Here is a 14,603-nt window from a genome sequence, read left to right on the forward strand (position 1 = left end):
CAATGCCGAGTAAACACGCGGGGTGCACCCCAATCCTATCAACTTAAGCAATCCGCGATTCGTAGGGCGGGTGTAACCCGCGAGTCATACTGAAAAAAACGCGGGTTGCACCCGCCCTACGATGTTTCAATGCTTGCAATAGATAGATCTAAGTTGATCGCTTAAGATTTAACGATCAGCAAATTTCCCTTAAGTTGATAGGATTGGGTTGCATCCGCCCTAAGGTGATATTTGTCATCAAGAGATGGCTGTCCTAGGTGCTTTTCTAGGGCTAAAGCGGAGTGATTACACTAGCACCACATCAAATAATTCTTGGGTGTAGGCGTTTTCTACCTGTAAATAGATGGGTTTTTGGATGAAATCGGCGAGCTGGGCAAGGTTGGCTGATTCTTCATCAAGAAACATATCGATCACGCTTTGTGAGGCGAGAATGCGATATTCTTTGGCGCTAAATTGCCGCTCTTCACGCAGGATTTCGCGCAGGATTTCGTAGCAGATGGTCTGTGCAGTTTTGATCTCGCCGCGCCCTTGGCAGGTGGGGCAGGTTTGGCAGAGTACGTGCGCTAGCGATTCGCGGGTGCGTTTCCTTGTGATTTCAACTAGGCCAAGGCTGGTAAATGGGCTGATGGTTACCTTGGTTCTGTCGCGACTCATGGCTTTTTTAAGCTCGTCCATCACGGCGAGTTTGTGACCTTCGTTATCCATATCGATAAAATCGACAATAATAATACCGCCCAAATTGCGTAAGCGCAGCTGGCGGGCGATCACTTGGGTGGCTTCTAAGTTGGTTTTGAAGATGGTGTCATCAAATGAGCGGGTGCCCACAAAGCCGCCGGTATTTACATCCACCGTGGTCATGGCTTCGGTTTGATCGATGATTAAATAGCCGCCAAATTTTAGATCAACACGGCGCACCATGGCGTGCTCGATTTCTGCTTCTACGGCGAATAATTCAAACAGCGGGCGCTCGCCCACATAGTGTTTTACCCTGGGCAAAACATCAGAAACAAAGGAGGCGGCAAACTCGGTCATTTTGGCGAAGTTTTCCCGCGAATCCACAAGGACTTCTTCGGTTTCGTTGTTAACCATATCGCGCAGCACGCGCAATTGTAGTGATAAGTCTTGAAATAACAGCGATCTAGCGGGCAGGGTGACCGATTTTTGCTGGATATCGGCCCAGATTTTATCGAGGTAATTGATATCGGCGGTTAGCTCTTCATCTGTGGCGTGCTCGGCCGAGGTGCGGATGATATAGCCTTGATGTTTTGAATCAGCGAGTAGTGATTCCAGCCGCTTACGCAGTTGATTGCGTTCGCCATCTTTGTCGATACGCTGGCTAATGCCAATGTGTTTTTCTTGTGGCAAAAACACCAAAAAGCGCCCTGCGATGCTGATTTGGGTTGAGAGCCTAGCGCCCTTGCTGCCGATCGGGTCTTTGGCGACTTGCACCAGCACCGGCTGGCCTTCATGCACGATGCGCTCGATACGTTGTGGCTCATTGGGGTTTTGGCGCTGCTCGATCACATCGGCAATATGCAAAAAAGCGGCGCGTTCTAAACCAATTTCAATAAAGGCACTTTGCATGCCTGGCAATACGCGTTTGACCACGCCCAAATAAATATTGCCCACCAAGCCACGATGGGCGGATCGCTCAATATGAATATCTTGAACCACGCCATCTTCAACGGTGGCCACGCGAGTTTCTTGTGGGGTGATGTTGACGAGGATTTGCTCTTTCATTGGGAAGGCCCTGTTTTTATTTATTTGAGTATCGGCATGGGTTTTGCGTGTGTTTAATAGCTTTTCGTCTTTGGTATGGCGGTAAGGAGCACAGAGATATTTGTAGGGCGGGTGCAACCTGCGTATTTTTCAGTATCGCTTGCGGCTTGCACCCGCCCTACATTTATTTCTTTAATAGCGGTAAGCACATATTCATTAATTCATCCCAAACTTCGCCTTTGGCCACGCCCTTATTCATTTGATCGATCAGGGCGGCTTGGGCGAGGGCGGCTTTGAGCTGGGCGGCTTTGACTCGGGCAAGCGCGGGCTCGACCAGCTTTTGTTTTTCACCCCAGATGCGTAATTCTTTAAATAATTGTGCGGATGGTGTGCCACGTTGCTTACCGAGGCCAAGGCGATAGAGGGTACGGATTTCTTCCGCCAGCGACCATAGCACTAAATGTGGTGCTTCGCCTTCGGCACGTAGCCCTGCCAGCATGCGGGCAAAGCGGGTGGCGTCGCCTGCCAGTAGTGCCGCACCAAGCTGAAATACATCGTAGCGGGCCACATTGGCTACCGAGCTTTGTAGGTCTGCAAGGCTGATTTCACCTGCTGGGTGTAGCAGGGCGAGTTTTTGTATTTCTTGAAACGCCGCCAGTAAATTGCCCTCAACCCGATCGGCTAAAAATTGCAATGCCTCAGGGGCGAGTTTTTGCTGCTGGCGGGCTAGGCGCTGGGCTATCCAGTCGGGTAGCTGGCGGTGCTCGATATTTTTAGCTTCAAGTACATCGCCCTTGGCAGATAGCGCTTGAAACCATTTGCTGTTTTGGCCGGTTTTGTCCAGCCTTGGGCAGGTGACAATGGTGATGGTGTCGGGCGGTAAATTGCTGCAATAGGCTTCAATAGCCTTGCCCCCATCCGTGCCTGGTTTGCCGGTGAGGATGCGTAGCTCGATTATTTTTTTATCGGAAAAGAGCGAAAAGGAGTTGCCCTGCATTTCGAGTGAAGACCAAGCAAAGCCAGTTTCCACCGTGAGCACTTCACGTTCGATATAGCCTGCTTTTCTGGCGGAATCTCTGATTTGCTGCACGGCCTCTAGTATTAGCAGGTTTTCATCCCCGTGCAGGATATAGAGTGCGGATAGCCCCTTGCTGAGTTGGCGCGGCAAGTCGTCAGGACGCATCTTTCATCCTCAGTGCGTGTGGATCAGGGAACATTCTGTACTTTAGCTAGCGCACTGATACGGCGCAGGATTTGCTGGGCGGCATCTTGCTGCATGTCGGCAACCAGTAAAGAGGCTTCGGCGTCTTTGCCTAGGCTATTGTTTTCGTCATAGCTGTAATCACGGTTGAGCTGCAATTTGCCATTTTCAAGTAGCTTGCGCTCACCTGCTTGTACGCTATACGTAATGCGATAGAACAAGCGATATTCACTGACTCGGCCTGCGTTATTAACGGTAAGCACTTTTTGCTCGGTACTTTCATTGATGACGTTAATGACAACGGCGGGCTTATTTGCGCTGAGCGTTACGCCCGGTAAAGAAGCCAAGCTTTGCTTTAGCTGCAGGGCTACGGCGCTATCGCCTAATACACTGGCCGTCGTATATGGGAAGGTGCCAGGGCCTGTGCCGCGTAAGTGAAAGCCGCATGCGCTAATAAAGCAGATTAATATCAGAGAGCTGAAAGCTTTTAGCATAGGTTTGCCTCATTAGGGTGGGCACTTTGCCCACGCGTGGTGATTACGCTGTAGTTGTTATTACGCATAGGCAAGGCCTGCCCACTCGGTTTCTCTACCAAAGAGCCAGTGGGTGCTTATTTATTGGTAAGCACCCACTGTTGTGGCAACTTAAACCACAATACTCACTAAACGCCCAGGCACGACGATGATTTTCTTCGGTGTGCTGGTTACAAACTTCTGTACGTGCTCATGCGCCAGCGCAAGTGCTTCGATCTCTGCTTTAGGCAGATCTTTAGCCACTAAAATACTGCCGCGCAGCTTGCCGTTTACTTGAATCATTAGCTCAACTTCATCCTGCACCATGGCGGTTTTGTCCGCTACTGGCCAGTTTTGTTTCAGCAGCACGGTGCCAGGCACTAGCTCGCTCCAGATCGATTCGCAAATATGCGGCACGATAGGCGAGAGCATAATGGTGGCGGCTTCGAGTACTTCTTGTGCCAGCGCACGGCCTGTGTCATCGGCCAACTGGCCTTTCACTGCCATGGCGGAGTAAGTATTCAGCAGCTCCATGACCGCAGCAATCACGGTATTAAATTGCTGACGGCGGCTGTAGTCATCGCTCACTTTAGCAATGGCGGTATGCAAGGCAAAGCGTAGGGCTTTTTGCTCCTTAGACAAAACTTGCGCAGTAGGCGCTACTTGTCCCTCTCGCCCTTCGGGAGAGAGTAAGGAGAGAGGGGCGGTTTGCTCTCCCGTGTATTTAGCCACCACGCCCGCACTAACATGGTCAAAAGACAGCTTCCAGAAGCGTTTTAAGAAGCGATACGCGCCTTCTGCACCGGCATCCGACCATTCCAAAGATTGCTCTGGTGGGGAGGCAAACATCATAAATAGGCGGGCGGTGTCTGCGCCAAATTGCTCGATCAGCTCTTGCGGATCAACGCCGTTGTTTTTGGATTTAGACATTTTTTCAACGCCCGCCACCATCACCGGCAGGCCATCGGCCTTGCTGGTGGCAGAGATCATTTTGCCCTTGGCATCGCGCTCGATTTCTACATCAGCAAAGTTAATCCAGTCTTTGCCGCCGTTATCCATATCGCGGTAGAAGGTTTCGCACACCACCATGCCTTGGGTGAGCAGCTTTTTAAATGGCTCATCGCCAGATACCAAGCCTTCATCGCGCATTAGCTTGTGGAAGAAACGTGCGTATAACAAATGCAAAATAGCGTGCTCAATCCCGCCAATATATTGATCAACCGGCAGCCAATGATCCGATGCGGCTTTGTCTACTAGGCCGGTTTCGCATTTTGGTGAAGCGTAGCGCGCGTAGTACCACGACGATTCCACAAAGGTATCCATGGTGTCGGTTTCACGTTTGGCTGCGGCACCGCACTTAGGGCAAGTGGTTTCATAAAAACTTGGCATGCGCGCTAAAGGCGAGCCTGCGCCATCCGGAATCACATCGGTTGGCAGCACGACGGGTAGGTCTTGCTCTGGCACCGGCACATCACCACACGTTTGGCAGTGAATGATAGGAATAGGGCAGCCCCAGTAGCGTTGACGGCTAATACCCCAGTCACGCAGACGGTATTGCGTTTTGGGCGCACCGGCATTTTGCGCTGATAATTTAGCCGCCATTGCATCGTAAGCTTGTTCAAAGTTCAGGCCATCAAATTCGCCAGAATTAAACAAGATGCCGTGCTCGCCGTAGGCATCTTGCCAAGGCGCGGCCACATCACGGCCAGCCGAGGTTTCAATCACGGCGTTAATGGGCAGATTGTATTTGTGGGCAAAGGCAAAATCACGCTCGTCGTGCGCAGGCACGGCCATCACTGCGCCGGTGCCGTAGTTCATCAGCACATAGTTGGCAACCCAAACCGGCAGCAAATCGCCCGTCAGTGGGTGGCGTACTTTATGGCCGGAATCCATGCCTTTCTTTTCCATGGTTGCCATATCGGCTTCGGCCACGGAGCCGCTTTTGCATTCAGCGATAAAGGCTTGCAGAGCGCTATTATTAGCGGCTGCGCTGGCGGCCAGCGGGTGCTCGGCGGCAACGGCTACGTAAGTTGCACCCATTAGGGTATCGGGGCGGGTGGTGTAAACGGTGAGCACATCAATATCGTTGGAAGCCACTGCCAACGGGAAGGTGACATCCATACCGCGCGATTTACCAATCCAATTGCGCTGCATGGTTTTAACTTGCTCTGGCCAGCCATCTAGCTGATCCAAATCTTGCAGCAATTGCTCGGCGTAATCAGTAATTTTAAAGTAATACATCGGGATTTCGCGCTTTTCAACCACAGCGCCCGAGCGCCAGCCGCGCCCATCCACGACTTGCTCATTCGCCAGTACGGTTTGATCGACCGGATCCCAGTTCACCGAGCCATTTTTCTTGTAAATCACGCCTTTTTCAAACAGGCGGGTAAACAGCCATTGTTCCCAGCGATAGTAATCTGGCTTGCAGGTGGCGATTTCTCTGCCCCAATCTACAGCCAAGCCCAGCGATTTAAGCTGGGTCTTCATGTATTCGATATTGGAGTCAGTCCAAATGGCGGGGGCGACGTTGTTTTTCATCGCGGCGTTTTCGGCAGGTAAGCCAAAAGCGTCCCAGCCCATAGGCTGCATTACATTAAAACCATTGAGATGATGGAAGCGTGAGAGTACATCGCCTATGGTGTAGTTACGCACATGACCCATGTGCAGCTTGCCACTTGGGTAAGGGAACATGGATAGGCAGTAGTATTTAGGCTGACCGGCCTTTTCGATGGCCGCAAAAACCTGATTTTTTTCCCACTGCTGCTGGGCTGCAGCTTCGATGGTAGACGGTGTATAGAGCTCGATCATGCCTAAGAATCCAGTTGTACTTTCACAAAGCCGATGATTATATCCCGAATGTTTGTATTTCGGGCTTCATAAGGATGTTGATATGCGCTTAGCGATAATATTTGGCTTACTCCTCAGCTCTTTTGCTTATGCTGAGCCTGCTCGAGTGGAATCGGTGCAATTGCCTGCATGGTTAGAGCGGGCGGGGCAGAAAAAACCGTTGGCTCCCAATATGCTGCTGTTATCGGCGGATAAAATCATGACCGGTGCGGGGGCCAGAGTTTATTTACAGCTTCCTGAAGGCAGCCGAGTAAAGCTTGGTGAGAATGTAAACATGCAAGTCGATCAGATTAATGAGGCGGATGGCAAGAATGGCAGTGTGTTTAAGGCTGCACTAAAAATGGTGGCGGGGGCATTTAGATTTACCACCAATGCCTTAAGTAAAACGGCGCAGCGCGAAGTGAATGTGAGCGTCTCTACCGTGACTGCAGGGATTCGCGGTACGGATTTATGGGGCAAGGCCGATGTGGATAAAAACGTGGTTTGCTTGCTGGAAGGAAAAATAGCGGTAGGGGCAGAGGGCTATCCGCAGGTGGAGTTAAATGAGCCTTTAAGCTTTTACGTGGCGCCACTGCAGGGCGAGCCCTTGCCCGTGGGCGCGGTAGACCCTGAAAAACTTAAGTTATGGTCAGCAGAAACAGAAATCGAGGGGCAAAAAGGGGCGCTGATTGAAAAAGGCGGTTGGCGGATTGTGTGGGGCAAGTACGCCAAGGTGGGGCAGGCTTTAGCCTTGTTTGATCGCTTACAAGCGGCGGGTTATCCGGTGAAGATTCGCAGCGTGCGCGGCCAGCATCGTGTGCAATTAACCGGCCTTGCTACAGCCGCCGATGCACAGGCGGTGGTGAGCAAAGTACATGCAAGCCTAGCCACCCCACTTGCACACATTAGCCACTGATTGCTGCCCACGCGGCAAGGTCGCTGAATTTGCGTGGGTACAAAATTGTGCCCACCTTACTCACTGAGGTTACGCAGCAAAAACCCAAATCTTGAACCACAGAGAACACAGAGTTTCACAGAGAAAAAGGGATTAAATCCCGCCCTACACGCGTGGCTTAGCTTGATAGGATTGAGCGGTGAAAACTGGTTGTTTGCTACTTAATTGGATTTAAAACCCAATGCGTATTAAGCAGAAAATTGACTCAGTATGGCAACAAGCCGCCAGAGATCATCCCTATTTGATTGGTTTTTTCGCGGATAAATAGCCTTTGTGCATATCCCTTACTTAAGCGCTTTATCCAGCACGGCGTTAAAGGCTTCAGCATTTTGAAAGCCTATGCTGGAAAACTGCTCGGCTCCCTTGGCATTAAAGAAAATAATCCCCGGTGGGCCAAACAGTTTGAAGCGTTTTAACAGCGCTTTGTCTGCCTCGGTATTGGCGGTGACATCGGCTTGCAGCAGGCGCATTTTGCCCATTTTTGCTGCGACAGCGGCGTCAGTAAAAGTAAGCTTTTCCATTTCCTTGCACGACACGCACCAGTCGGCGTAGAAATCCAGCATGACGGGTTGATTACTGGCCGCCAGCTTGCTTTCTAAATCGGCTACGGAGCTGACGCGTTCAAACTGGACATGCGCTGTGGCGGCTTGGGCGCTTTGCAAGCCCTGCAGGGGTTGCAGTGGATCACGGCTGCCGCTGAGTGCGCCGATCAGCAAGGCCGATCCAGCCAATAAGGCAATCACGCCAAGGCCTTTACAAAAGCGTGGCCAGCCCGCTGTGTGGGGAGGCAGCGGATCAAGTGCGTGCAAAAATACCGCCGAGATAATCAGCAGCATGGCCCATGCCAGCATGGCAAATAGCGCAGGCAGCACCGGTGACACTAGCCAGATAGCCACAGCCAGCAGCAGCACACCAAATACTTTTTTGATGCCTTCCATCCAGCCGCCCGCACGTGGCAGGGCAGAGGCGGCGCAGCCAACAATAATCAAGGGCACGCCCATGCCTAGCGCCATCACAAACAGCGCCACGCCACCCAAGAGGGCATTGTGTGTTTGGGCAATATAGAGCAGCGCACCCGCTAGCGGAGCAGCAACGCAAGGCCCAACGATCAGGGCAGATAAAGCCCCCATAATCATCACACCGGTTAGCGAGCCGCCTTTTTGTTGATTGGCGCTATTAGATAATTTGCTTTGCAGGCTGGCTGGCAGTTGTAGCTCGTAAAAGCCAAACATAGAAAGCGACAGCAGTACAAACACCATGGCAAAGCTGCCCAGCACCCACGCATTTTGTAAGGCCGCAGAGAGCAGGGAGCCGGATAAGCCGGCCGCCACACCGGCAAGGGCGTAGCTGATGGCCATGCCTAGCACATAGGCGATGGATAAAATAAGCGCCCGTTTTTTACTGATTTTATCGCCGTGGCCCACAATAATGCCGGACAAAATTGGCATCATTGGAAATACGCAGGGGGTGAGCGCCAGCAGCAGGCCAAAGCCAAAAAAGCTGATCAGAATCAGCGCCAAATTCCCGCTGCCTAAGAGGCTATTGATTGAATCGGTATTGCTGGCCGCTGGGGCGGAGGCGGCTTGCGTAGCAAAGGCGGGGGCTTCACTTAGCTCGGCCAGCAGCTTGTTATTTGCTGGTTTGATATCTAGCGCGTCGCTAACTGGAGATGCAGCCGCTGCAACAGCGACGGGTGGGCTGATTGCAATAGCGGCTGGGCTGACTGTGGTGCTGGGCTTGGGGCTTGCAGCCACACTCATGGCTGCAGGTAGCTTGATATTGGCTATTTGGGTAATCGGTGGATAGCAGAGGCCCGCATCGGCGCAGCCTTGCGAGATCACGGTGAGCTTAAATGAGGAGCTAGTGGCATTTTTGATATTAACCGGTAATACCACTTGCTGGCGGTAGGTTTCTACCTTGCCAAAATTTGGGTCATCGTGGCTTAAAGAGGGTGGAAATTCGCCTATGGCTAGCTCTACACCTTGGTCGGCAGAAATCTTGACCTTGTTTTTATATAGATAGTAGCCCTCAGCAATTGCAAAGCGCACTTCCACCGTTTGATGGTCTTTTGCTTTTGCCGTCATTTTTAGCGCTTGTTCCGGCTCTAAAAAGCTGGGCTCTTCAGCAAAAGTAGTGCCTGCAAAGAGTGCGGTGCAGAGTGCCATACCAATAAGATCTGTCGTGCCAAGGCGGCGTAGCTTTTGATAGGCGTGGGCACATACCCATCCGAGCGTTTTTTGAAGATTGGTGGTGCTTAACATAAGGTCTCTTTGTTTACAGTGTAGGGTGGGCACCCGTGCCCACGCGGCGGCGCTTGCTCACGCGTGGGCACAAAAGCGTGCCCACCCTACAATTTCATGGGTGAGCAAGATACTTGATCTTGCCCACGCCGCGTTTTTAACGATATCCCGCTACGCTATAAAGCTTATCCACCACGTATTGCAGTGCGGGGATACCGGTTTCTAGTGCGCGTTTGTTTAAATAACGCTCGCTGACGGTAAAGCCTGCGCCGTAATACTGGCCGGTGATTAAGGCACCATCTTGCACCAAAATAGCTAGGTTGCGAAAGTTTGGCGCAGCTGCTGTTGCAGGATTGAGTGAGAAATCAGCCGCTGCAAAGTGGCCAGGCAGTGCTCGGTTAGGCTGGCCAGCGGTGAGGGGTTTCCATTGCAGCAGGATGATATTTGGATTGGCTGGGGATTTTTTCCAGCTTAATTCTTCGCTAATGTCACTGACATCGGCGGTGGCATAGCTGGCAACGGTGGTGGCGGCCACCCCAATCAGCGTGGCGCTGCCATCGGCTTTTAGTTGCAGCTTAAGCTTACGCGGCGCGCCGCTGGCATCTAGCTTGGCCCACGATTCAATTTGCACGCCTTCTGCTTTGAATAAATCGGCTTGGCTATTCATGGCTAGCGCATTGCAAGTGCTTTGGCCTGCAATGTTTAGGCTTTGGCGATTGGCCGCTGTGCAATCGTTAATGAGTGGATGCGCTAAAGGCCATTTATACAGTGCGTCTTTCAGCGTCAGGTCAAAAAACAAGCTTTTAGCCGCTGGGTCTTGCACCGCTTTAATGCCCCCTTTGGCGGCAATGTATTCATCCATAAAGAAGGCTCGGCAAGCGTTGAACCATTGACTAGGCGTGGTGGCCGTTGCAGGAATCACGCCGCAGGCGGTTGGCTTGGTGCTAAGCAGCGGCAGGCTGGTGTAGGCTTTTTCGCCTAGCTGAGGGCCATACCAATCATGGATTTGATAGTTATTAAACACATCCGCGCTGACTTCCATCTGGTAGCGAACGCCAGAAACTGGCATTTGATAGCTGAGCATATTGCCATCTAGTGCGGTGATGCTGCGGGCCTGTAATGCTTCTTTACCGGCAAAGAGCGCGGTATTGCCCTTGCTATCTAGCGTTAGGCTATCTGCATCTGGGTAGCTGACGCTGCTCCATACGCCTTGATTCCATTGCTCATTGATTTGCCAAAACGCCCCGTTTGCCAGCTTGATCCCACCTGAGGTGAGCTGGGTGATTTGGTTCTTGCTACGAATAAAGCCCGCATTATCGATAATGCCATTACGCAACTCTTCGCTCATTTTGTTTTGCGTATGGAAATAGCGATAGCTGTAGTTATCAAGGCTGGTGGTGATATCGGCGCTTTTTACTTTGGCGATATCCATCACAGGCGTTGTGGTCACGTTATAGCTGTTGTACCAAGCCGCTAGCACGGCTGCGGTATCGATCAGGCTGGCGGGCTTTTTATCGGCAGCGGCACGGGTAGCTAAGTAATCGCTCAGGCTTTTTAGGCGAGTATCTAAGCCCAGCACAGGCGCTGCCACATAGTCAAAATCAGCGGCCACGCTGTAATCGTCGGTTTTACCAGCGCGCAGCAAGACATTGTTTTTGTTGCTTAAGCGATTACGGCCATTACTCATTAAGCGCATATGGTAGGTGCTGCTGAGTAAGCTTAAATTGGCATTCACCTTACTGCTGCCTGCTTCGTATTCCAAAGGCATGGCGAGGGTCCAGCCCTGAGCAAAGAGCGTGTTGCTTGGGTAGCCCGCATCGCTGCTTTTAGCGCTAAGCACGGCCAGCAGGTGGGTGCCGCGTAGATCACTAGGCACTTGCAGGCTGTAGCGGCCTTGAGCGTCGCTGAGGGTTTGTGGCTCCTTGCTATCGCACAGATTATTATCATTGCTATCAAAGCAAACCTGCGCACCGCTTACATAGCCCACATTCAGTACGCGGCCTGATACCTCAATTTGTGCTTGGGTGATCGGTGTGCTGCTGCCCGCATTGATCGCAGTGTTGCTGCTGGTGGCATCGGCTTGATTATCGCCACCACCGCATGCGCTGAGCAGCAGGGTGGATATTGTTAACGCCAGTGAGTGCTGAATTTTCATTGCAAAACCTTTCAATCATTAGGGTGGGCATGTTTTTATGCCCACGCGTGATATATGTGGGCACAAAGACGTGCCCACCCTAAGCGTTTTTAGCGGCAATTATTTAATCGCCATCCCATTGAAAGACAGGCGCTGCAGTCGGTATTTTAGGTCTTGTGCGCCTTGGCTCAGTAGCAGGGCATTGCCTGCTGCGAGCGTTATGCGCTTTACCGATAAACCGGTGGCCAGATCGCTGCTGCCTAAGCTTAGATTGCCTTCAACGCTGCGCCAGTACAGGGTTTTATCGCTGGCGACAGCATAGCTATCGCCATCCATGCTCACGGCTAGGTCACGTAGCTCATCAGTAAATAGCTGGCTGCTGCGTGTGCTGCTTTGCATGGCTTTATCCAGGGCGAGCGTGGTCACTGTTTTACCGCTGGCGATTAAGAGGCGGCGCTGGCCTGCTGCAAAGCTCAGTGCGGCGACATTGCTCCAATCGCCACTTAAATGGCTAAGCACTTGGCCTTTTTGTAAATCCACAATACTGACCTGCCCATAGGCGGCAATGGCGGCAAAGCGGCCAGCTAGCGCAATGGCCTGTGCGCCGCTTAGCTTGAGTGGCAACTGGCGTATGGATTGCAGGGTTTTAGGATCAAGCTGCCATAGCGTATTGGATTGATCATCCCAAGCGACAGTTTGTCCGTCATTGGCGGCAATGAGGCTAAAGCCTTTATGCAGGCAGCGTGGGCTGAGGGCTAAGTTGCGATAGCTGGCACTGCTCAGGGCAGGATCGAGCGATACCTGAAACACGCCTTCGCTACCGCTGGTATCGCAGACACGGCTATTACTGCTTTTTGCCTTACCATTTTTGATAAGCAGCAGCGCTTCCTTGCCATCTTTGAGTAGGGCAACGCCTGCTAAGCCCTTACCTGCGGGCAGGGGCAGTGGTTTTTCTGTGGATGGTGGGCCGGTGACGGTGGACGCTGCAGAAACGGTATCGACCATCAATAGGGTAGCAATCGTTTTTTCTAAAGCGCCTCGAATCCAAGTTTCGGCAGCGCTTAAGCTGGCGTCTAGTGCGGGAATCAGATCGATTTCCTTGCTGCTGCCTGCTAGGGCCGCATCAAATAAATAGACGCGATTGCTATCGGTATTGCTCAGCACAACGCTGCCACGGCTGACTAGTTGGCGGGTTTCATCCACGCCACCTTGCCAGCTCGCTACATCGGCTGTGCTGCTGATGCTGGTTTTAGGCAGCGTTACCACTGGCTGAGCAATGCCTTGCGCCTTAATCGCGAGTGCTTGGTTTTGTAGCGCGGCAAGGGCGAGTGGATAATTGGCGATGGCTTTGGCAAAGGCTGCTTCCAGCTCGCCATTGGCAAGCTTAGCTAGGTTTTCATTCCAGCCATTACCCAGCAGCGTTTTGAGCGTGCTCTGGCCGTTGGCGGTGTTTTTGCCAGCTTCAGAAATCAGTAAGCTGAGGCGTTTGTTTTGCACATCGCGCTCTTCAAACAGCACAAACTGGCGGGTATCGGGTTTAAGCGTGCTGCTATCGGCTGAATATACGATGGCCGAATCGCCCTCATCACATTGCCAGTTTAGATTGCTGTCTAGGCAGCTGACTTGGTAACTCGTATTGATTTGGCCGCTACGGTTGGACGTGTCCCCCGGAGCATCCCCCGAATTGCCGCCCCCGCAAGCGCTTAAAGCCGCAGCAATTAAGGAAGAAAGGAGCGTGGTTTGAAAGCGCATGATTGTTCTCATTTATATATTGTCAGGGGGCTTTGAAACCCAAACCTAGAACCACGGAGTAAAAGGAGGACACAAAGCTTCACGGAGAAAGACAAAAACGAGTGAGCCCAATAAAAGAGGGTTAAAACCCAGTAGTCTTTAATGTTTTTTCCGTGAAACTCCGTGTTCTCTGTGTCCTCCGTGGTTCAATATTTGGGTTTAGTAAGTAGGTTGGGTTGAGTTCACGAAGCCCAACAATGGCGCACCTATGTACCGTTGGGCTTCGCAAGCTCAGCCCAAGCTACGGATATGTCCACAGATTTTTCAGTTTTATACTTAGCCTCCCGTCAGCGAATGCAGCTGTCCTTGCCGGTCTACCACTACGGCATGGGCTCCTGCTGGCAGGCGGGTGTGGCTGTCTACTAATAGCGAAGTGCTGTAAATACCGCTGAGTAAGGCGCTGGCTGAAACCACGCTGGCCGAGATATAAGCCGCATCGCTGGCAGCGTTAACCACATGCGATACATCTCCATCGCTCCATTGATTGCGGCGGGCGTAATGCGCGGAGGTGGTTAAGGCTTGGTTTTCTAAGTCCATACCAAACAGCAGTTGCTCGCTGGCGAGCGGATTGGGGATTGCTGCAATAAAGCGTGATCCATCAGGCTTTTTGCCGATGGCCGCCATATCCCCGCCAAAATTGATCAGCGCAGAGTGCAGCCCCGCTGCCCGTACGAGGCTGGCGGCCTCGTCAACGGCAAATTCTTTAATCACGCCACCTAAATCAAACTGGGTTTGCGGGTGATTAAATTGCAAAGTATTGCCATCAATTTGCCATGCCGTGATTCCCACATAGCTGCTGGCCTCGTGACGGATGGCATCGGCCTCGCTGCGAGATTGGGCTAGCCGCATCGCCTTGCTATAGCTGCCAACGGTGATATCAAATGCACCAGATGCACTGTGTTGTCTGACCAGCTGCAAAATGGCGAGTGATTCTTGGTCTAGCAAGATGCTTTGCTTCTCACGATTATTGATGGTATTGTTAAGCAAAGAGTCATCTGAGTGAAAGTTATAGCGCTGCACCAGCTCCGCTATGCGTGCCTCAATGGCATTCGCCAACTGCTTTGCCTGTGACTCAGAGGCGTCATAAAACATCAGCTCACACTCTGTGGTCATGGCTGCAAAACGATGTTTAATCATGGCGCTCCTCCTCTGAGATGCTTATAAAACGGTGATACATGGCGGATGGAACCCAATTTAGAGGTGTAGGGTGGGCAAGTGCCCACGC

At 51.9% G+C, this 14,603-nt stretch carries 9 protein-coding genes; 1 reads left to right on the forward strand and 8 read right to left on the reverse strand.

The genetic code is table 11. The features are described 5' to 3' along the window. Positions 1-285: 285 nt before the first annotated feature. The 4 genes from rng to leuS all read right to left on the reverse strand — a co-directional run bounded on the left by rng (position 286) and on the right by leuS (position 6,240). Complete coding sequence (rng, locus tag Q0R17_RS05040) at positions 286-1,740, reverse strand: ribonuclease G (protein ID WP_293932709.1); 1,455 nt, start codon at positions 1,738-1,740, stop codon at positions 286-288. 163 nt (positions 1,741-1,903) lie between these two features. After that, positions 1,904-2,902 (reverse strand): DNA polymerase III subunit delta, encoded by a 999-nt coding sequence (gene holA / locus Q0R17_RS05045; protein ID WP_293932710.1) that lies wholly within the window; start codon positions 2,900-2,902, stop codon positions 1,904-1,906. Positions 2,903-2,925: 23 nt separating this feature from the next. Then, positions 2,926-3,414, reverse strand: coding sequence for an LPS assembly lipoprotein LptE (gene lptE, locus Q0R17_RS05050; protein ID WP_293932712.1), 489 nt, complete (start codon positions 3,412-3,414; stop codon positions 2,926-2,928). 150 nt (positions 3,415-3,564) lie between these two features. Then, complete coding sequence (gene leuS / locus Q0R17_RS05055) at positions 3,565-6,240, reverse strand: leucine--tRNA ligase (protein ID WP_293932714.1); 2,676 nt, start codon at positions 6,238-6,240, stop codon at positions 3,565-3,567. A gap of 82 nt (positions 6,241-6,322) precedes the next feature. Here leuS and Q0R17_RS05060 point away from each other — a divergent pair, with 82 nt between their 5' ends. Further along, on the forward strand, positions 6,323-7,174 hold the full coding sequence (locus Q0R17_RS05060) for a FecR domain-containing protein (protein WP_293932716.1): 852 nt from the start codon (positions 6,323-6,325) through the stop codon (positions 7,172-7,174). 323 nt (positions 7,175-7,497) lie between these two features. Here Q0R17_RS05060 and dsbD read toward each other — a convergent pair whose 3' ends face one another. From dsbD to Q0R17_RS05080, 4 genes are all read right to left on the reverse strand, one after another. Further along, complete coding sequence (gene dsbD / locus Q0R17_RS05065) at positions 7,498-9,474, reverse strand: protein-disulfide reductase DsbD (RefSeq protein WP_293932718.1); 1,977 nt, start codon at positions 9,472-9,474, stop codon at positions 7,498-7,500. 136 nt (positions 9,475-9,610) lie between these two features. After that, entirely contained in the window at positions 9,611-11,608 is a 1,998-nt protein-coding gene (locus Q0R17_RS05070; RefSeq protein ID WP_293932720.1) for a hypothetical protein, read from the reverse strand. Between the two features lie 99 nt (positions 11,609-11,707). Beyond that, the gene (locus Q0R17_RS05075) at positions 11,708-13,339 is read right to left on the reverse strand and encodes a hypothetical protein (RefSeq protein WP_293932722.1); all 1,632 of its coding nucleotides are present in this window, start codon (positions 13,337-13,339) and stop codon (positions 11,708-11,710) included. Positions 13,340-13,654: 315 nt separating this feature from the next. Further along, on the reverse strand, positions 13,655-14,515 hold the full coding sequence (locus tag Q0R17_RS05080) for an FAD:protein FMN transferase (RefSeq protein ID WP_293932724.1): 861 nt from the start codon (positions 14,513-14,515) through the stop codon (positions 13,655-13,657). Positions 14,516-14,603 lie beyond the last annotated feature (88 nt).

The sequence above is a fragment of the Iodobacter sp. genome (genome assembly GCF_025352645.1).
Taxonomy (GTDB): domain Bacteria; phylum Pseudomonadota; class Gammaproteobacteria; order Burkholderiales; family Chitinibacteraceae; genus Iodobacter.

Excerpts from the sequence above, each read along its gene's own strand:
- dsbD (WP_293932718.1), bottom strand. The coding sequence starts at position 9,474 with ATGTTAAGCACCACCAATCTTCAAAAAACGCTCGGATGGGTATGTGCC.
- leuS (WP_293932714.1), bottom strand. The coding sequence starts at position 6,240 with ATGATCGAGCTCTATACACCGTCTACCATCGAAGCTGCAGCCCAGCAG.
- rng (WP_293932709.1), bottom strand. The coding sequence starts at position 1,740 with ATGAAAGAGCAAATCCTCGTCAACATCACCCCACAAGAAACTCGCGTG.
- lptE (WP_293932712.1), bottom strand. The coding sequence starts at position 3,414 with ATGCTAAAAGCTTTCAGCTCTCTGATATTAATCTGCTTTATTAGCGCA.
- Q0R17_RS05075 (WP_293932722.1), bottom strand. The coding sequence starts at position 13,339 with ATGCGCTTTCAAACCACGCTCCTTTCTTCCTTAATTGCTGCGGCTTTA.
- holA (WP_293932710.1), bottom strand. The coding sequence starts at position 2,902 with ATGCGTCCTGACGACTTGCCGCGCCAACTCAGCAAGGGGCTATCCGCA.
- Q0R17_RS05060 (WP_293932716.1), top strand. The coding sequence starts at position 6,323 with ATGCGCTTAGCGATAATATTTGGCTTACTCCTCAGCTCTTTTGCTTAT.
- Q0R17_RS05080 (WP_293932724.1), bottom strand. The coding sequence starts at position 14,515 with ATGATTAAACATCGTTTTGCAGCCATGACCACAGAGTGTGAGCTGATG.
- Q0R17_RS05070 (WP_293932720.1), bottom strand. The coding sequence starts at position 11,608 with ATGAAAATTCAGCACTCACTGGCGTTAACAATATCCACCCTGCTGCTC.